This is a genomic window from Streptomyces sp. NBC_00286 (assembly GCF_036173125.1).
Taxonomy (GTDB): Bacteria; Actinomycetota; Actinomycetes; order Streptomycetales; family Streptomycetaceae; genus Streptomyces.
In genome coordinates this window covers 3,487,226-3,505,406 of the sequence record NZ_CP108054.1, presented here as the reverse complement: position 1 = coordinate 3,505,406, position 18,181 = coordinate 3,487,226, and the positions used below count along the sequence as shown (strand labels likewise).

Sequence of the window (18,181 nt, the reverse complement as noted above, 5' to 3'; positions counted from 1 at the left end):
CCCCAGCGGTACGGCACAACAGAAGTACCCCCAGAACTCCATAACGTCGTCGTATGCCGCCCGAGCACCAAGCGGCGCTCCCCGCAAGGGAGTTGCCCACCGGGCCCGCGCCTCCCGTGACCCCGCTGTTGGGAGGCCAGTGCCAGGGGCACGATTGCGTCCGCCAGGGTCACCGCGGCGGGCGATGCTGGAAGGAAACCGTGTGAGCCGGATTTCGGTCCGGGGATTCGCAGTGGCCTCGGCCACCGCGGTCACCACTGTCGGCAGTGTTGTCGGTGTTGCCTCGGGTAATACCACGCAGGCCCCGTCGGAAGACGCCGAGGCACTCGTCGGCAGCTCGACGCTCCTCGCGGACATCCCCGCGGGCCAGCAGGCCCAGGTGCAGACCGCATCCCTGACACAGCAGGCGGACTCTCAGGCCATCGCGGCGGACACCACCGCCAAGAAGGACGCCGAGGCAGCCGCGCGCAAGAAGGCAGCCGAGGACGCCGTCGCCAAGCAGAAGGCCGCCGAGAAGGCCGCGCAGGAGGCGAAGGAGCGGGAGAAGGCCCGGCAGGAGGCTGCCAGCCGCTCCGCGACGCGTGACTCGTCCAGCTTCGCGCCCCAGGCGTCGTACAGCGTCGCGGATGTCCAGGCGATGGCACGGCAGATGGTCCCGGCGGACCAGTTCCAGTGCTTCAGCGACATCGTGGAACGCGAGTCGAGCTGGAACTACAAGGCTGACAACCCCACCTCCGACGCCTACGGTCTGATGCAGGCGCTGCCGGGCTCCAAGATGTCCTCGGCCGGCGCGGACTGGGCGACCAATCCGGCCACCCAGATCAAGTGGGGCCTCAGCTACATGGACAGCCGGTACGGCAGCCCGTGCGGGGCCTGGAGTTTCTGGCAGGCCAACAACTGGTACTGAGCCGATTGCCGCTCAACCTCGCGGAGCCCCTCACCGTCCTTCGGTGAGGGGCTTCCGGCATGTACGGTCGGAGCCGAAAACTCCAGGGGGGAGTGGTGGGCGGCTCAGGGGGAAGAGGACGGATCATGTCGCGAGTGCCTGGGTGGCTCGGCCGCGTCGGTGCCGGGTTCACCCGCCTGGGAGAGCGCCTGGAGGAGCGGCGCCGAGCCGAGGCCGAGAAGGACATCCAGGAGGACTCCGAGGCCCCCGCTCCCGAGCACGTACCGCCCCCGCCTTCGTACGCCCCTGCCGTCGCCCCTCCCCGCCCCGATCCCGCGGCGGCCGTGCCGTGGGGGATGCGGGTCGCCGCCGAGGCCGGCTGGCGGCTGCTCGTCCTCGCGGGCACCCTCTGGGTGCTGATGCGGATCATCAGCGCCGTACAACTCGTCGTACTCGCCTTCGTGGCGGCGCTGCTCATCACCGCGCTGCTCCAGCCCACGGTGGCCCGGCTGCAGCGGCACGGGGTGCCGCGCGGGCTCGCCACCGCGCTCACCGCGATCCTCGGCTTCGTCATCATGGGGCTCATCGGATGGTTCGTGACCTGGCAGGTCATGGAGAACATCGACAACCTCTCCGACGAGATCCAGGACGGCATCGACGAACTGCGCCGCTGGCTGCTCAACAGCCCCTTCCATGTCACCGAGGACCAGATCAACGACATCGCGCAGAACCTGCGCGAGGCGATCAGCGAGAACACCGACGAGATCACCTCGGCCGGCCTGGAAGGCGTCACGGTCATCGTCGAGGCGCTGACCGGCATCCTCCTGACGATGTTCTCGACGCTGTTCCTGCTCTACGACGGCAAACGGATCTGGCAGTGGACGCTCAAGCTCGTCCCGGCCGCCGCCCGCCCCGGCGTCGCGGGCGCGGGCCCACGCGCCTGGCGGACACTCACCGCCTACGTACGCGGCACGGTCCTTGTGGCCCTGATCGACGCCGTCTTCATCGGTCTCGGCATCTTCTTCCTCGATGTCCCGATGGCCGTGCCGCTCGCAGTGTTCATCTTCCTGTTCGCGTTCATCCCGCTCGTCGGCGCCGTCGTGTCCGGGGCGCTGGCGGTGGTGGTCGCGCTGGTGACGCAGGGCGTCTTCACGGCCGTCATGACCCTGGTCGTCGTACTGGCGGTCCAGCAGATCGAGGGCCACATCCTGCAGCCCTTCATCCTGGGCCGCGCGGTACGCGTCCATCCCCTCGCGGTGGTGCTTGCGGTCGCGACGGGTGGCCTGGTAGCGGGGATCGGCGGCGCGGTGGTGGCGGTACCACTGGTCGCCGTGACGAACACGGTGGTCGGCTACCTGCGCGCCCACTCCCGAGAGGCGTCGCTACGGCACTCTCCGGCGCCGCACGGGGCAACGGCGACGGACGCGGCGCCCGGGGCGGGCCCGCGGCCGACTCCGCCGCCGACTCCGCCTCCGGCAGGGACTCCGGCTGCGGCCCCGGCGGAGGCGCCGCCTTCGGATACGCCGCGAGCGGAGTAGCTCTCGGGGCTACTCCGCTGGGCGGCCTCGGTGAAGTCCGGTGCGGTACGGCGCCCCGTAAGGGGCGCGGGGCTGTGACATGTGCGGCTCCGCCGCGATGGGGGGTCCCCCGCTCATGGGGGAGGAGCCGAGAGCGGGGGAGCGACCAGCCCCCACCGGCCCGCGGATTTTGTCACCGTTCTTCCAGCGGAGCGCTAAGCACCGCCTCCGCGTCCAGCGTGACCGCCACCGCCTGGACCACCGCCGCGATCTTGAACGCCTCCTGGATCGTCTCGCGGTCCACGCCGGCCTTGCGGAGCGCCCGCTCGTGGGAGTCGAGGCAGTCGCCGCAGCCGTTGACGGCGGACACGGCGAGGGACCAGAACTCGTGGTCCGTCCTGTCGACCCCCGGGTGACCGAGAACGTTCGTACGCAGTCCGGCCCGCAGGTTCCGGTACTCCGGATCGGAGAGCAGATGCCGGGTCCGGTGGAAGACGTTGGTCATCGCCATGGTCGCGGCGGCGGACTTGGCGGCCGTAAACGCCTCGGGAGACAGCGCCGCGGCGGCTTCCCGAGCCGCCTCACGCAGCACACGGGGCGAGCGCGAGGCGATCGCGCAGGCCAACACCGTGCCCCAGAGCCGCTGTTGGGGCAGCGGGCTGTCGCCGATCACGGAGTCGAGGTTCCGCCGCAGGTCTTTGGCGTAGTCGGGAATCGCGGACGTCAGCGCCTCGAGAGCCATGCGGCAACACTATGCCGGAGGGGCTGATTTCAGCCCCTCCGGCACTTTGGGAAGCGGGTCCAGGGGGCGGTGCCCCTTGTAGCTGCTCGGTGCGCTGTCCCTCCGGCCGTATTTCCGCCGCTCCGGCTTTTGGGGAGCGGGGAGGGGGGCAGGGGGCGGTGCCCCTGTACCTACTCGGCGCGCGGCCCCTCCGGCCGTATTTCAGCCCCTCCGGCTTTTGGGGAGCGGGGGACAGGGGGCGGCGCCCTTGTGGCTGCTCGGTGCGCTGTCCCTCCGGCCGTATTTCCCGCCCCTCCGGCTTTGCGGGAGCGGGGGTACAGGGGGCGGTGCCCCTGTACCTACTCGGTGCGCGGCCCCTCCGGCCGTATTTCAGCCGCTCAGGCGTTTGAGGAGCGGGGGTCATAGGGGGCGGAGCCCCCTATATCACTCCGTGCGCAAGCCCTCCGGTCGCATCAGCCGCAGCAGCGGCGGCAGGCTGAACAGCGTCACCACGAGGACGACCCCCGCGCCGATGCCCGTCATCGCGAGGACGCTCGGCCAGTCGACGCGTACCGAGGCGCTCGACATCTTCAGCAGGACCGCACCGAGGGTCAGACCCACCGCCGAGGCGAGGGCCAGGCCGAGTGCGATCGGGATCGCCGTCTGCCACAGTACCGACAGGCTCAGCGTGCGGCGCCGGGTACCGAAGGCGACCAGGGCGGAGAGGAGCTTCTTGCGCTCGCGCAGCTGCTCCAGTTGGGAGACGAGCAGGCTCGCGCCGATCAGGAGCAGGACGCAGGCCGCGCCGACGAACAGGCCCGTACGGATGGACGCGAAGCGCGGGGACTGAATGGTCGCGGACATGGTCATGGGGACCGCGAGCGGGTCGAACCGGGCAGCCGTGTTCCGTACGTACTCGCGGGCGTCCGGCACCGACGAGTCGAGCCTGAGGTAGACCCCGCCGGTGAGGGCCGGCGCGGCCTTCGTGGGCAGGGCGCCCGGGGTGGCCAGGATGCCCTCGCGCCCCCACCCTGACGGGTCATTGCCCTCTGTGGCCTGCCTGATGCCCTCGGGCAGAGCCCAGACGACCTCCTTGCCCGGGGAGTCGCCGTACGACGGGTCGATGTAGAGCTTCCGGCCGGGCTTGCCCAACAGCGGCACCCCCGTGTCCTGCTCGGCGTTCTGGACGGTGAAGACGTCACCGTCGCGGCATGAGGGCAGCTTGGCCACCTCGCGCAGCGCCGCGCAGTCGCCGACAGTCAGGTTCGCGGAGTTTTCGGGGTCCTTCCGCCGGTCGGCCACCGAACCGTCGGACAGGGCGAGCGTGTGCCGTACGCCCCTGGTCTGTTGGAACTGCCGGTCGGCCTCGGCGATGGGGACCTCGCTCGGCAGGCGAACCGACATCTGGGCGCGCGTGGTGTCCTGGCCAGAGTCCTTCGTGTAGTCGCCCTCGATGCCGGCGAACAGCATCTGCAGGGCGATCGCGCCGGCCACCGCCACGGCGATGCCGTTGACCATGCGGGCCGCCGTGCCGCTGCTCAACTGCAGGCGCCGTACGGCCAGTTGCCAGGCGACCGGGCCGGAGCCGAGCCGTGCGACGACCGCTTCCACGATCCAGGGCAGCAGCGCTGTGATGCCGACCAGCAGGAGGATGACACCGGCGGTCACCATGTACTGGTTGAACTCGCCGTTGTCCCGGCCTTGCCCGACCATCGGGTAGAGCAGCGCGAGTCCGGCCAGCGGCAGCAGCAGCCGCCACCACAGTCGGCGCCGCGCGGGCCGGGTCGTGCGCACCACGCCGAGTGGCTCGATGACGACCCCGCGCAGTGCGAAGAGGGTCACCAGGACCGCGGCCGCCGGAACGGCCACCGCGACCAGCAGGGCCAGTGCCGGAGTGGGGTTGAGATAGCTCGGGAACACGCTGACGGTGTAGACCTCGACCGAGCCCGCGATCTGACGTCCGATCAGGAAGAATCCGGCACCGAGGACCAGCCCGAGCACCGCGCCCGCGAGCGCCTCACCGGCGGCGATCCGCCGGGTCATCCGGCTGTCGGAGCCCACCAGCCTGAGAGCCGCGAGCCGCCGGTCGCGCCGCTCGCCGCCGAACCGTACGGCCGCGGCGATGAACACGGCGACCGGCATCAGCAGCACTACGAAGACCACGAGGATCAGAAGGAGCAGGACGGGGTCCATCGCTTCCGGCTCCTGCTGGGGCCCGAACCGGTCGATGCGAGCCACCCCGTTACGACTGCCCGGGTCGGTGAGTCCGTCGGAGCCCCGGTAGAAGGAGAGTTCGGCCGGGCCGATCACCCCGCTCTCGCCGATCGTGCCGACGATCCGCTGCGGCAGCCGCTCCCGCAGCAGCTTTCCGGAGTCGGACTCCAGAAGCTCCTTCAGCGCGGGGGAGACCACCATTTCGCCGTCCGCCGGGAACTCCTCGAGGCCGGGCGGCAGCGGGGCCCGCGGCCCTTCCGGCTTCAACTCCCGCCCCCGGACGTCCTTTTCACGGAAGGTCGTATTCGAGTGCGCGATCAGGAGCGAACGGTCCGACCTGGGCACCCCGGTGAGGGTGTCGCCGTAGTGGAGGTCGCTGCGAGCGTCCTCCCGGTCCTGCCGCACCGCCAGCGCGTTCGGGATCGCGGTGGTCAGTAGCAGCAGTGCCACGCCGAGCCCGACGCCGGTGGCCGTCAGCAGGGCCCGGACCCACCCCTCACGTCCGCCGGTGAACGCGAACCTGACCCCCAGGCCCAGGTCACGGGCCCACCCCCGCAGGTTCATACGATGCGCTCCATATCCCGCGACTTCCCGTCCCGTACGACGATCTCGCGGTCCGAGTACGCGGCCACGCGAGCCTCGTGCGTGACGAGGACGACAGCGGCGTTGGCGGACCGGGCGGCGTCCGTAAGCAGGTCCATGACACGCTCACCGTTGAGGGAGTCGAGCGCGCCGGTGGGCTCGTCGGCGAACAGCACACGCGGGCTGGTGACAAGGGCGCGGGCGACGGCGACGCGCTGTCCCTGGCCACCGGAGACCTCGCCGGGCCGCTTGCCCTTGAGGTCGTCGACCTCCAGGCGCTCCATCCACTGCAGGGCGGTGCGCTCGGCCGCCTTGCGGCTGGTGCCGTTCAGGCGCAGCGGCAGGGCCACGTTCTCCACGCAGCTCAACTCCGGTACGAGCTGGCCGAACTGGAAGACGAAGCCGAACTCCGAGCGCCTGAGCGCGCTGCGCCGGGCGTCGTTCATCGTCGTCATCTCCTGGCCGTCGTACGTGATCGAGCCCGAGTCGGGCATCACGATCCCGGCGAGACAGTGCAGCAGGGTCGACTTTCCGGAGCCGGACGGGCCCATCACCGCGACGACTTCGCCGGGGTGGATGGAGAACTCCGCGCCGTCCAGCGCGGCGGTCGGTCCGTACGTCTTGCGCAGGTCGACGGCCGCGAGCAGGGAACCTTCGGGGGTCATCGGATCACCGCCTCGGCGAGTTTGTCGAGGCGGGCGGCGGTGAGTTCCAGCCACCGCAGATCGGCCTCGAGGTGGAAGAGGGCATGGTCGCAGATCAGCTGGTCGGCGAGATCGCCTTTGCGCTTGCGGTCGGTGAGGATCCGCATCATGCGCAGATGCTCGGAGCGCTGCGCGTCGAGGATCTCGACGGCATTGCGGTCCGTGAGCAGCGCGAGGACGACTTTGGTGTAGAGGGTCGACTGGAGATACGGCTCGGGCTTCTCAGGCGTCCCGAGCCACCGCTGGACGTCGGTGACGCCCGCCTCGGTGATCGCGTACCGCTTCCGCTCCGGACCGTCGCCCGCCTCTACGCCGTCGACCTCCACGAGGCCGTTCTTCAGCAGCCGCGACATCGTCGAGTAGACCTGGCCGTAGTGCAGCGGCCGGTCGTGACCGAACTTCTCGTCGAAGGCCCGCTTCAGGTCGTAGCCGTGACGCGGTCCCGACTCCAGGAGCCCCAGAAGGGTGTGACCGATGGACATGCGGAGCACACTACACACCGCGTATACACCGCGTGTATACGCGCCGTGTGTAGACCACGGCAGGGCGTACGGGAGTGCAGGTCGGGGCCGATTGTCACGGTTCTGCTACACGGGGCGGGGGCATCCTCGAGGGGCGAGAGGGTCCGAACCGTCCGGTGCGAGACGGCTCACACGCAGGGGTGCAGGGCAACCTTCTTCCGCTTTCGGCCGTCGATTCCTTTGGGGTCGTTGTTGACGGGTGCTGATTGTCACGTCCGGAAAAGACCGGATCGGCAGTCCTATGTCACAACGCGTGGTGTTAGTTTGCTGAGCTGACTTGAATGGTGCACCTGTGTGACGCGTGAGTTGAACGGACACTGAAGGCGAAGCGGAGCGGATCGGACCCATGGGAAGAGCGGAAGAGAGACGGGCGCGGCAGGGCGGTGGCCGCCGCCGCGCCGCCCCGAAGCGCTCCGCCGAGCGCAGCGGCATACGCGGCTTCTTCACCTGGAAAAAGGTCCTGGGCTCGTTCTTCGGCCTCTGCCTGCTCGGTATGGCTGCCTTTGTCGTGATGTATCTGCTCATCGACGTGCCCCAGGGCAGCAAGGCCGCGGCGGCGGCGCGGCAGCAGAGCAACGTTTACCAGTACAGCGACGGCTCGATCATGTTCCGTAAGGGCGAGGTCAACCGAGAGATCGTGGAACTCGCCGAGGTTCCCAAGCCCGTCCAGAAGGCCTTCGTGGCCGCGGAGAACAAGACCTTCTACAACGACGGCGGCGTCGACTTCAAGGGCACCACCCGCGGTCTGATCAACACCCTCTCCGGCAAGGGCAAGCAGGGTGGTTCGACGATCACGCAGCAGTACGTCAAGAACTACTACCTCGAGCAGGACCAGACCATCACGCGCAAGCTCAAGGAACTGGTCATCTCGCTGAAGGTGGACCGCACGACGTCCAAGGACGACATCCTCGCGGGCTACATGAACACCAGCTACTACGGCCGTAACGCCTATGGCATCCAGGCCGCGGCCCAGGCGTACTACCGCGTCGACGCCAGCAAGCTGACGGTGTCGCAGGGCGCCTACCTCGCGGCGGTGTTGCAGGCTCCGAGCCAGTACGACTGGACGGAGGCCACGGACACGGGCAGGGAACTCGTCAAGCAGCGCTGGGCGTACGTACTGGACAACATGGTCGAGATGAACTGGCTCGACCCCGCCAAGCGCGACAGCCTGAAGTTCCCCGTGCCCAAGGAGCCGAAGGGCGCGCCGGGTCTGGAGGGGCAGAACGGCTATCTGTGGGACGCGGCCAACAGGGAGCTGCGGAAGCAGCTCATCGCCCAGGGCACGGCCAGTGACGCGGACGAGGCCCAGAAGATGGTCGACGCGGGCGGCTGGACCATCAAGCTGAACATCGACAAGAAGAAGCAGACGCAGCTCGAGAAGGCCGTCAAGTCGCAGCTCACTCGCAAGCTGGACCCCGAGAAGCGCAAGGTCGACGCCGACGTCCAGGCCGGAGCCGTCTCCGTCGACCCGAAGACCGGCAGGGTCGTCGCGCTGTACGGCGGCGTGGACTACCTGAAGCACTACACGAACAACGCGACCCGTACCGACTACCAGCCCGCCTCCACCTTCAAGCCGGTGATCCTCGCCGCCGCCGTGGAGGAGGAAGCCGAGACGCAGGACAGCATGCCGATCACGGCGGACACCATCTACGACGGCACCAGCAAGCGCCCCGTCAAGGACGACGGCAAGAAGGTCGGGTTCTCGCCCCCGAACGAGGACGACGTCGACTACGGCGACGTCACCGTGCAGACGGCGATGAACAAGTCCATCAACTCCGTGTTCGCGCAGATGGGCGTCGACGTCGGCATGGACCAGGTCATGAAGACCGCGAGCGATCTCGGCATGGACGACGCGGACCTGCAGGCCGTGCCCGCTCAGACCCTCGGCTCGATGGGCGCGAGCCCGATGGAGATGGCCGGGGTGTACGCGACCCTCGCCAACCACGGCAAGAAGGTCACCCCCTCCCTGATCAAAAGCGTCGAGCACAAGGACCGTACGGTCGACCTCCCGGAGCCGGTCGGCGACCAGGTGATCAGCCGTGAGGCCGCCGACACGGTCAGCTCGGTCCTTACCGGAGTGGTCGACGACGGTACGGCCAGGACGTCGGTCCGCGAGAACCCGGCGCGTGACGGCCAGCAGGTCGCCGGCAAGACGGGTACGTCCGACTGCAACAGGTCGGCCTGGTTCACCGGCTACACCCCGGAACTCGTCACCTCGGTGGGCCTGTTCGGCCAGGCGGCGAAGGCGGGCACCACGCGGTGCGAGAAGGACAAGCCGGCGGTGAAGGTCAGCGAGGGCGGCCAGGTCACGCTGTCCGGCGCGGCCGGCGGTGGCCGGGTCAACGGCGGTGGCTACCCGGCCGCGATTTGGGCGGCGTACACCTTCAACGCGATGGGCAACGTCACCAAGTTCGACCTGGAGACGGAGCAGGGCTCGGGCGTCCAGCCGACGTTCACCCCGCCGCCCCCGGAGCCGTCGCCGAGCCCCGAGGAGCCGTCGCCCGAGGAGCCCGCGCCGCAGCCCCCGTCCCAGCCGGAGCCGCCGGCGCCGGAGCCCAGCGCGGATCCGCCGTCGGACGAGCCCATCGAGCCGCCGTCGCCGGAGGAGCCCAGCCAGGACCCGGTCCCGCCGCCCGAGCCGCCCCCGGAGGACGGTGGCGGCGGAGACGGCGGCGCGGATACGGGCCCGGTCAACCCGTAGCGAAAACGGTGCCCCGCGCCTCTTCGGAGGCGCGGGGCACTGCTGTGTCCGCCCCAGCAGTGACCGCCGCTCCCAGCAGTGAACGCCGCTCACTGGCTGTCGGCAACGCGGGGACGCCGCAGGGCCACGCGGATCGCCGCGTTCACCCAATATTCACCCAAATGTCGCCATAACGGGACCGTTCGGTGGCACGAGCCTATGGTTGATCACATGTTTAGCCCGTTCCCGGCGGCGGCTCCATGCGGCACGCAGATGAAAGGTTGGACGAGCCATGGATCGTTCACTTCGAGAGCTCGCCGAGCGCACGGTCGGCACGCACGACTTCATTGTGGGCCTCGCGCGCGAACCGAAGGTCAATCTGGCCCGCCCCGACCACGCCACCGGGATTTCCGAAGCCGAATCAGAGGCGGAGTCTCCCGCCGACGGCTGCGCGTCGCTCTATGAAGCTATACGTGACATGAGTTCGTACGGCTCGGAAGTGGAAGCGGAAAGGTGCAGAGGTGGCGATGACGGAATTCCGCGCCGCCGGTGAGGAGGGTGTATTCGGCGAGGAGCTGAGTCGCGAAAACACGGCTCGGTGAGAGTGGCCGCCGTCGGGTGGGGGCTTTCATGAGCACGGGAAACCAGAGAAACGTCTCGTACCCGGAGGAACCCAGCGGGCGCACCTTAGGGGACAAGTACTTCAAGGAGTTCGTGAAGCTCGTACACCTGAGCGTGCGGAGCTGGTGGTGGGGCGAGCCGCTGTTCGCGTCCTTGGGCGGGGCGGGGGGCGCCTGGCTCGGACATGACGGTGACCTGCCCATCGAGGAGGCGCTGGGTGTCGCCGTCTCCATGGTGGGCGTCATCATCGGGTCCGTGTTCGCCATCCTGGCGATGATCACGCGCGCCTGTGACAACACCTTTCTGCGCAAGGCGAGAAAGGCGCGCATCCTGCCCATCACCAATTACCTGTGGCCGTTCTTCACGGTGATCGCCATGGGCATCCTGTCCACCATCTGCCTTCTGGTGGTGGCTGGAGTTCCCGAAGAAGCACCGACGCCTCTACGCATGATGGCCGGGGGACTGGCGGGATTCTTCGTCCTGTGGACGCTGGCCAGCCTTCCTCCCGCCTTGGGGGTGCTCATCGTGTTCACCCGCCTCGTTGAGAAAACCTCCGGCATAAGCGAATGAAGGAACGTGAGGGAGGGCGGCGGAAACGACGGCGGTGCGGGGACGCGCAACGCGACTCCCGCACCGACGGATGTGCCAGGTATTCCCCTCGTCATTCTTCGACGAGGAGGTCCAGATAGACGTATCGACCGTCGAGGGTGATGGTGCCGTCGCCGTAGGCGGAGCGGTATTGGCCCGTGCCGCCGATCCACTCGGACAGGCGAACGATCGTCACCACCCACGGGGCGGCCCGCGCCGCACGGCCAGACGCGTACGTGCGGAAGGTGTCCTGGATGCGCTGAGGGCGGCACCCCGGTCGTCGGCCGACCGGGGAACCGCCCCTACGCCCGTACCTCCTGCGCCGCTACGAAGCGGACGGCACCCCGAGTTCGAACCAGACCACCTTGCCCGCACTGAGCCGGGTCGCGCCCCAGCGCTTGGCCAGCTTGTTCACCAGGTACAACCCGCGTCCGCCCTCGTCCGTGGCGCGCGCCTGGCGCAGGCGCGGGAGCTGGGGTACGTCGTCGCCGACCTCGCAGCGCAGTACGTCCGTGCGCAACAGGCGCAGTGAGATGGGCCGTGAGGCATAGCGCACGGCGTTGGTGACGACCTCGCTGACGAGCAGCTCCACGGAGTCGCTCATGTCCTCCATGTCCCAGCGGGACAGCGCGCGCCGGGCGAGCCGCCGGGCCCGGCCGGGTGCCGTCTCCTCGGGGTCCAGATGCCAGTACGCGACGTCGCTGGGCGCGATGCCGTCGAAGCGGGCGGCGAGCAGCGCGATGTCGTCGTCCCGGTCGCCCGGGCCGAGCATGTCGAGGACCTCGTCGCACAGCGCCTCGAGCGGCGGCGAATGGTCCGCACCGGTCAACTGCGCGGTGGCGGCGAGCCGTTCGCGCAGCTGCTCTATCCCGGTCCACACATCACGCAGCCGGGACTCCACAAGACCGTCGGTGTAGAGCAGCAGGGTGGCCCCGGCGGGCGCGTCCAGTTCGACCGCCTCGAAGTCCACACCTCCTACGCCGATGGGGGCGCCCGGCGGCACCCGCAGCACCTCGGCCCGGCCGCCCAGGTGCAGCAGTACGGGCGGCGGATGGCCGGCGTTGGCGATGGTGATCCGGTGCGCGACCGGGTCGTAGACGGCGTACAGGCAGGTCGCCATGCGGTCCGTGCCCAGGCGCTGGGCCTGCTCGTCGAGGTGGTGCAGCACCTCCTGCGGCGGCAGGTCGAGCCCGGCGAGGGTCTGCGCGGTCGTGCGCAGCTGGCCCATGATGGCCGCCGAGGTCATGGAGTGGCCCATCACGTCCCCGACGACGAGGGCGACCCGGCTGCCGGGCAGCGGAATCGCGTCGTACCAGTCGCCGCCGACTCGCGCCGTCTCGGCCGCCGGGAGGTAGCGCGAGGCGAGCCGCACGCCCGTCGGGCGCGGCAGCGTCTCGGGCAGCATCGTGCGCTGCAACTCGTCGGCGATGTATGCCTCGCGGCCGTACAGCACCGCCTTGTCGATGCCGAGCGCGCTGTGCGTGGCGAGCTGGGCCGCGACGAGGAGATCGTCCGCCTCGAAGGCCGGCCGGTCGGGGCGGCGCAGGAAGAGCGCCGCGCCGATCACGCGCCTGCGACCGCGCAGCGGGGCGAGGATCGCGCGCTGGCCGCCCGGAACGGTCAGCTCCTCGCCGATCAGCTCGGGCAGCGCGGCGCGGGCGGCGGGCGCGTCCGCGAAGACGGGCCGTACGCCGCGCAGCACCTCGGCGAGCGCGCCGCCCGGCCGTACCTCGCACAGCTCGGAGGTCGCGCCGAGGTCGGGCTCGCTCTGCAGGGCGGGCAGCAGGAAGCCCTCGGTGTCCCGGTCCTCCGGGATACGGTCCGTACGCCGCAGCCGCAGTACGACGGGCCCGGTGGGCCGCTCGTCGCCGACCGGCAGCGGGTCGCGCAGATAGACGAGGATCGCGTCCGAGTAGGTCGGCACGGTGGCCCGGCACAGGCCCATCACGATCTCGTCGAGGTCTATGCCGCGGGCGATCCGCCGGGTGGCGGCCCCCACGAAACGCAGCCGGTCGCCGTCCCGCCGCATGGGCATGGGCGTACCGGGCGCCGGGCCCTGCCCCTTACGCCGGTCCGGCACGGCGGGCGCTTCCGACTGCGCCGGAATGGACCCCGGCACCGGGCGCGGCCGGTGCGGATCGGGTTCGGCGGCCGACGGCTGGGCGTGCTCGGGACCCGCCGACGCGGACGCGGGCGTCCCGGCCGGGCCGTGGCCGCCCGAGGGAGCGGGCGTGCCGTGGCCGCCCGCAGGCGTACCGGTGGCGGCGGAGCGGGCTTCGGCGGAAGCTGGGGAGCCCAGCGGACCGCTCTGTGCCGGTAAAGCGTTGGAACCGCAGCCCGGGGCGGGCAGCTCCGGGGTACGCAGCAGCGCCCCGCGGGGGTCCGCGGGGGCGGTGGGCCCGGCAGCTCCTGGCTGGTGGCCCTCGTGGGAGTTGGGGTGCTCCGTCACGCGTGTCGAATCCATCCGTCCGGGGCTGCGCGCCATGGCGGTTCGTCCCGCAGGAATGCCGATACCCGGATTACGTGCCCCAGGAACGGAATTCCCGCATGCTCAGACAGCCTCTCAGGGCCGGACCCGGCCGACGACGCCGACAGGGACAGCCCGTCCAGCCGTTTCCCAGCCGTACGACCGTACCCCTCGTACCCCTCGCTCACGTCCTGCCGCCCCTCGGTGACGTACGGTCAAGCCCAGCGCATGCCGCGGGAGTTGTTGCTGCTGTGCAGCCCTTGCGGAGGACGATCCTACGGTTGTACCACGGGGGCGCAACAAGGGTCTCATGTGGACACATGAGTGGGCGTACGGTCCCAGTCATCGGGCAACGACGGCACGGACCAGGCCGGATCCGGGCGCCAGTGCTGCCAGCCGTCCGAGAACGGCGGGCCCCAGGCGCGGATCACCTCCACCGCGGACCGCCCCGCCTCCCGTACATCTTCGGCCAGTTCCAGATCCATCAGACCGTCCCGCTGAGCCTGCGCGAACTCGTCCTCGTCGCGCCAGCCCCAAGTCCGGTCCGGGTACACGCAGATGTCCAGGAAGTGGTCCTCGGAGTCGACCCCACCGGCCCATCTGACCAGCGGTTCCTCCAAGTTGACGTACCAGTTCTTGAACTTCCAGCCCGGCTCCCAGAACAGCCACACCGACCACGGCTCACCGGGCCGCGCCAGCTTCAGCACTCCCGTGCCGAACCAGCGGTCGCGCTGTACGGTCCGCGGCCTGGTGTAACGGGACTCCAGCGGCTCCACATGCAGGGGCGTGCCGTCGGCGATCACCGGCCGCACGCACTGGGTGCCGGGTGCCATCCATACGGCGAGCAGCTCGGCGTCGTCCCGTACGACGGTCACCGGACGGCAGATGTGGACGCGTGGGCCGCCGTTCTCCCGGTACCGCCACAGGATCTGACTCCCGGGCGCCCAGAACGCCGCCGTTCCGCCCGTCTGCACGTCTGCCACCGCTCCACCCTCTGTCATGGCCGGATTTTAGGTGCCTGGCACATACGACGCTGCGGCGCGCGTCACGGTTCGCGCGTCTGGCCGCAAGGTGTTACGGCCGCGTCATACCCAGGACATCCAGCGCCGCGTCCAGCTGATCGAGGGTGAGATCGCCGCGCTCGACGTATCCGGACTCCAGGACGACCTGGCGGATCGTCTTGCGCTCGGAGAGGGACTTTTTGGCCACCTTCGCGGCCTCCTCGTAGCCGATGTATTTGTTGAGCGGCGTGACCACGGACGGCGACGACTCGGCGTACTCGCGGACCCGTTCGCGGTTCGCGGTGATCCCGTCCACGGTCCGGTCGGCGAGCAGCCGGGAGACGTTCGCCAGGAGGCGTACGGACTCCAGGACGTTCTTCGCGATGACCGGAAGCATCACGTTGAGCTCGAAGTTCCCGGCCGCGCCCGCCGCGGCGACGGTGGCGTCGTTTCCGGTCACCTGGGCGGCGACCATGAGCACGGCCTCGGGAATGACCGGATTCACCTTGCCCGGCATGATCGACGAACCGGGCTGGAGGTCCGGGAGATTGATCTCGGCGAGGCCGGTACGCGGCCCCGAGGCCATCCAGCGCAGATCGTTCGCGACCTTGGTCAGACCGACCGCGATCGTCCGCAACTGCCCGCTCGTCTCGACGATCCCGTCCCGCGCGCCCTGCGCCTCGAAGTGGTTGCGCGCCTCGGTGAGCGGCAGCCCGGTCGTCCGCGCGACCTCGGCGATCACGGCGGCGGAGAAGCCGGGCGGGGTGTTGATGCCGGTGCCCACGGCCGTTCCGCCGAGCGGCAGTTCGGCGAGCCGCGGCAGCGAGGCGCTGAGCCGCTCGATGCCGTACCGCACCTGGGCCGCGTATCCGCCGAACTCCTGGCCGAGGGTGACCGGGGTGGCGTCCATGAGGTGCGTACGCCCCGACTTGACGACGTCCGCGAACTCCTCGGCCTTCCGCTCCAGCGACGCGGCCAGGTGTTCCAGGGCGGGCACGAGGTCGCGGGTGACGGCGGCGGTGGCGGCGATGTGGATGGAGGAGGGGAAGACGTCGTTCGACGACTGCGAGGCGTTGACGTGGTCGTTCGGGTGCACGGCACGGCCGAGCCGCTCACTGGCGAGGGTCGCGATGACCTCGTTGGTGTTCATGTTGGACGAGGTCCCGGACCCCGTCTGGAACACATCCACCGGGAAGTGCTCGTCCCACCGCCCCTCGGCGACCTCGCCGGCCGCGTCCTGAACGGCCTCCGCGATGTCCTTGTCGACCACGCCGAGCTCGGCGTTCACCTTCGCGGCGGCCGCCTTGATCCGGGCGAGGGCTTCGATGTGCGCGCGCTCGATGCGCTGGCCGGAGACGGGGAAGTTCTCGACGGCGCGCTGGGTTTGGGCGCGCCACTTGGCGTGTGCGGGGACGCGGACTTCGCCCATGGAGTCGTGCTCGATGCGGTAGTCGGTCATGGGGGGTATAGCGCCCCCGCCGCCCCTACCCATTCCCGTCCCCTGGGGCTGCGCCCCAGACCCCACCAGGGGCTGCGCCCCGGATCCCGGCCAGGGGTTGCGCTGCTGGGACTCGCTCGGGGTTGCGCCCCGGATCCCGGCCAGGGGTTGCGCTGCTGGGACTCGCTCGGGGTTGCGCCCCGGATCCCGGCCAGGGGTTGCGCCCTTGGGCCCAGTCCTGGGGCTCTGCCGCAGAGCCCTTCGGGGCTTCGCCCCGGGCCCCGTTCGGGGGCCAGCCCCCGGACCCCCGCTCCTCAAACGCCGGAGTTGCTGAATTAAGCCCGTCCGGCGTTTGAGGACGAGGCCGCCAGGCCGATGCGGGGTCTGGGGCGGCAGCCCCAGCGGGGTCCAGGGGTGGAGCCCCTTGGTATGGGACGGGTAGGGGCGGCGGGGGCGGAGAACGCCTAGGCCAGCCCCGGGCCCCGTACCGGAATCGACGTGAACGTCGGCGCCGGCGCCGGGTCCTTGAAGAAGTCGTTGCCCTTGTCGTCCACCACGATGAACGCCGGGAAGTCCTCGACTTCGATCTTCCAGACGGCCTCCATGCCAAGCTCCTCGTACTCGACGACCTCGACCTTCTTGATGCAGTCCTGGGCAAGCCGGGCGGCCGGCCCGCCGATGGAGCCGAGGTAGAAGCCCCCGTGGGCGCCACACGCGTCAGTGACCTGCTGCGACCGGTTCCCCTTCGCCAGCATCACCTTGGACCCCCCAGCCGCCTGGAACTGCTCCACATAGGAGTCCATACGGCCGGCCGTCGTCGGCCCGAACGACCCGGACGCGTACCCCTCCGGAGTCTTGGCCGGCCCGGCGTAGTACACCGGGTGGTCCTTCAAGTACTGCGGCATCGACTCGCCCGCATCCAACCGCTCCTTGATCTTGGCATGCGCGATATCGCGCGCCACGACCAGCGGCCCGGTGAGCGAAAGCCGGGTCTTCACCGGGTACTTGGTGAGCTCCGCGAGGATGTCGTCCATCGGCCGATTGAGGTCGATCTTGACGACGTCACCCTCCTCGGAGAGGTGCTCGTCCGTCGTGTCCGGGAGGAAGCGCGCCGGGTCCGTCTCCAGCTGCTCCAGGAAGACACCGTCCGCCGTGATCTTCGCCGTCGCCTGACGGTCGGCCGAACAGGAGACGGCGATCGCCACCGGACAGGACGCACCATGCCGGGGGAGGCGGACGACGCGTACGTCGTGGCAGAAGTACTTGCCCCCGAACTGCGCCCCGATCCCGATCCGCTGCGTCAGCTCGAAGACCTTCTGCTCCAGCTCCTTGTCCCGGAAGCCGTGACCGAGCGGCGAGCCCTCCGCCGGGATCTCGTCCAGGTAGTGCGCGGAGGCGTACTTCGCGGTCTTCAGTGCGTACTCGGCGCTCGTACCGCCGACGACTATGGCGAGGTGGTACGGCGGACAGGCGGCCGTGCCCAGCGAACGGATCTTCTCCTCCAGGAACTTCATCATGGAGGCCTCGTTCAGGACGGCCTTCGTCTCCTGGTAGAGGAACGACTTGTTGGCGCTGCCGCCGCCCTTCGCCATGAACAGGAACTTGTAGGCGCCGCCGTCCGTCGCGTACAGCTCGATCTGGGCGGGGAGGTTGGAGCCGGTGTTCTTCTCCTCCCACATGGTGAGCGGGGCCATCTGGGAGTAGCGCAGGTTCAGGTTCAGGTATGCGTCGTAGATGCCGCGGGACAGGGCCTTCTCGTCCTCCCCTTCGGTGAGGACGTTCTGTCCGCGCTTGCCCATGACGATGGCGGTGCCGGTGTCCTGGCACATGGGGAGGACGCCCGCGGCGGCGATGTTCGCGTTCTTCAGGAGGTCAAGGGCCACGAACTTGTCGTTCGACGATGCCTCCGGGTCGTCGATGATGCGGCGCAGCTGGGCGAGGTGGGCCGGTCGCAGGTAGTGCTGGATGTCGTGGATGGCCTCCTCGGCGAGCTTGCGCAGCGCCTCCGGCTCGACCTTGAGGAAGGTGCGCCCGTCGGCCTCGAAGGTGGAGACACCCTCGGAGGTCACCAGCCGGTAGGGGGTGGTGTCCTCTCCCTGGGGGAGCAGATCGGTGTACGCGAACTCAGGCATCTCGCCCATTCCTCACTCGACAGACAGCCGACATGGCAGCCGCTGGCCTCCGTTGGCAGCGCCCACCAGCGTAGAACCTGCGTCTGACAGTGCGCTTGTGAGGTAAGGC

General features: G+C 69.7%; 14 protein-coding genes. 5 read left to right on the top strand and 9 right to left on the bottom strand.

What is annotated here, in order from left to right; all coding sequences use genetic code 11:
* Positions 1-184 precede the first annotated feature (184 nt).
* Both OHT21_RS15785 and OHT21_RS15780 read left to right on the top strand, forming a co-directional pair.
* On the top strand, positions 185-907 hold the full coding sequence (locus tag OHT21_RS15785; RefSeq protein ID WP_328768948.1) for a transglycosylase SLT domain-containing protein: 723 nt from the start codon (positions 185-187) through the stop codon (positions 905-907).
* 125 nt (positions 908-1,032) lie between these two features.
* Positions 1,033-2,424, top strand: coding sequence for an AI-2E family transporter (locus tag OHT21_RS15780; RefSeq protein ID WP_328768947.1), 1,392 nt, complete (start codon positions 1,033-1,035; stop codon positions 2,422-2,424).
* A gap of 172 nt (positions 2,425-2,596) precedes the next feature.
* Here the strand turns inward: OHT21_RS15780 and OHT21_RS15775 are convergent, their stop codons facing one another.
* The 4 genes from OHT21_RS15775 to OHT21_RS15760 all read right to left on the bottom strand — a co-directional run bounded on the left by OHT21_RS15775 (position 2,597) and on the right by OHT21_RS15760 (position 7,106).
* The gene (locus OHT21_RS15775; RefSeq protein ID WP_328768946.1) at positions 2,597-3,145 is read right to left on the bottom strand and encodes a carboxymuconolactone decarboxylase family protein; all 549 of its coding nucleotides are present in this window, start codon (positions 3,143-3,145) and stop codon (positions 2,597-2,599) included.
* Positions 3,146-3,568: 423 nt separating this feature from the next.
* Entirely contained in the window at positions 3,569-5,902 is a 2,334-nt protein-coding gene (locus OHT21_RS15770; RefSeq protein ID WP_328768945.1) for an ABC transporter permease, read from the bottom strand.
* Positions 5,899-6,585, bottom strand: a complete 687-nt coding sequence (locus OHT21_RS15765) for an ABC transporter ATP-binding protein (protein WP_328768944.1) — start codon at positions 6,583-6,585, stop codon at positions 5,899-5,901. Before OHT21_RS15765 ends, OHT21_RS15770 begins: the two co-directional genes overlap by 4 nt.
* Entirely contained in the window at positions 6,582-7,106 is a 525-nt protein-coding gene (locus OHT21_RS15760; protein ID WP_328768943.1) for a PadR family transcriptional regulator, read from the bottom strand. Before OHT21_RS15760 ends, OHT21_RS15765 begins: the two co-directional genes overlap by 4 nt.
* Before the next feature lie 385 nt (positions 7,107-7,491).
* Between OHT21_RS15760 and OHT21_RS15755 the strand changes: the two genes are divergently transcribed.
* From OHT21_RS15755 to OHT21_RS15745, 3 genes are all read left to right on the top strand, one after another.
* A complete protein-coding gene (locus OHT21_RS15755) occupies positions 7,492-9,846 on the top strand; it encodes a transglycosylase domain-containing protein (RefSeq protein ID WP_328768942.1) in 2,355 nt (784 codons plus the stop codon).
* Positions 9,847-10,117: 271 nt separating this feature from the next.
* A complete protein-coding gene (locus OHT21_RS15750; protein ID WP_328768941.1) occupies positions 10,118-10,378 on the top strand; it encodes a hypothetical protein in 261 nt (86 codons plus the stop codon).
* Between the two features lie 77 nt (positions 10,379-10,455).
* Entirely contained in the window at positions 10,456-11,016 is a 561-nt protein-coding gene (locus OHT21_RS15745) for a hypothetical protein (protein ID WP_328768940.1), read from the top strand.
* A 91-nt stretch (positions 11,017-11,107) separates the two neighbouring features.
* Here OHT21_RS15745 and OHT21_RS15740 read toward each other — a convergent pair whose 3' ends face one another.
* The 5 genes from OHT21_RS15740 to OHT21_RS15720 all read right to left on the bottom strand — a co-directional run bounded on the left by OHT21_RS15740 (position 11,108) and on the right by OHT21_RS15720 (position 18,072).
* Positions 11,108-11,230 (bottom strand): hypothetical protein, encoded by a 123-nt coding sequence (locus OHT21_RS15740; protein WP_328768939.1) that lies wholly within the window; start codon positions 11,228-11,230, stop codon positions 11,108-11,110.
* Between the two features lie 129 nt (positions 11,231-11,359).
* The gene (locus OHT21_RS15735) at positions 11,360-13,498 is read right to left on the bottom strand and encodes a SpoIIE family protein phosphatase (RefSeq protein WP_443050370.1); all 2,139 of its coding nucleotides are present in this window, start codon (positions 13,496-13,498) and stop codon (positions 11,360-11,362) included.
* Positions 13,499-13,809: 311 nt separating this feature from the next.
* Complete coding sequence (gene fomD, locus OHT21_RS15730; RefSeq protein ID WP_328768937.1) at positions 13,810-14,502, bottom strand: cytidylyl-2-hydroxypropylphosphonate hydrolase; 693 nt, start codon at positions 14,500-14,502, stop codon at positions 13,810-13,812.
* A 73-nt stretch (positions 14,503-14,575) separates the two neighbouring features.
* On the bottom strand, positions 14,576-15,961 hold the full coding sequence (locus OHT21_RS15725; RefSeq protein WP_328768936.1) for a class II fumarate hydratase: 1,386 nt from the start codon (positions 15,959-15,961) through the stop codon (positions 14,576-14,578).
* Positions 15,962-16,404: 443 nt separating this feature from the next.
* Positions 16,405-18,072: a fumarate hydratase gene (locus tag OHT21_RS15720; RefSeq protein WP_328768935.1), complete on the bottom strand. Its 1,668-nt coding sequence runs from the start codon at positions 18,070-18,072 to the stop codon at positions 16,405-16,407.
* Between the last annotated feature and the right edge of the window lie 109 nt (positions 18,073-18,181).

Bases quoted from the DNA above. Each gene is read 5' to 3' on its own strand.
- OHT21_RS15735 (WP_443050370.1), bottom strand. From the start codon at position 13,498: ATGGATTCGACACGCGTGACGGAGCACCCCAACTCCCACGAGGGCCAC.
- fomD (WP_328768937.1), bottom strand. From the start codon at position 14,502: ATGACAGAGGGTGGAGCGGTGGCAGACGTGCAGACGGGCGGAACGGCG.
- OHT21_RS15720 (WP_328768935.1), bottom strand. From the start codon at position 18,072: ATGCCTGAGTTCGCGTACACCGATCTGCTCCCCCAGGGAGAGGACACC.
- OHT21_RS15785 (WP_328768948.1), top strand. From the start codon at position 185: ATGCTGGAAGGAAACCGTGTGAGCCGGATTTCGGTCCGGGGATTCGCA.
- OHT21_RS15755 (WP_328768942.1), top strand. From the start codon at position 7,492: ATGGGAAGAGCGGAAGAGAGACGGGCGCGGCAGGGCGGTGGCCGCCGC.
- OHT21_RS15750 (WP_328768941.1), top strand. From the start codon at position 10,118: ATGGATCGTTCACTTCGAGAGCTCGCCGAGCGCACGGTCGGCACGCAC.
- OHT21_RS15725 (WP_328768936.1), bottom strand. From the start codon at position 15,961: ATGACCGACTACCGCATCGAGCACGACTCCATGGGCGAAGTCCGCGTC.
- OHT21_RS15770 (WP_328768945.1), bottom strand. From the start codon at position 5,902: ATGAACCTGCGGGGGTGGGCCCGTGACCTGGGCCTGGGGGTCAGGTTC.
- OHT21_RS15775 (WP_328768946.1), bottom strand. From the start codon at position 3,145: ATGGCTCTCGAGGCGCTGACGTCCGCGATTCCCGACTACGCCAAAGAC.
- OHT21_RS15760 (WP_328768943.1), bottom strand. From the start codon at position 7,106: ATGTCCATCGGTCACACCCTTCTGGGGCTCCTGGAGTCGGGACCGCGT.
- OHT21_RS15765 (WP_328768944.1), bottom strand. From the start codon at position 6,585: ATGACCCCCGAAGGTTCCCTGCTCGCGGCCGTCGACCTGCGCAAGACG.
- OHT21_RS15745 (WP_328768940.1), top strand. From the start codon at position 10,456: ATGAGCACGGGAAACCAGAGAAACGTCTCGTACCCGGAGGAACCCAGC.
- OHT21_RS15780 (WP_328768947.1), top strand. From the start codon at position 1,033: ATGTCGCGAGTGCCTGGGTGGCTCGGCCGCGTCGGTGCCGGGTTCACC.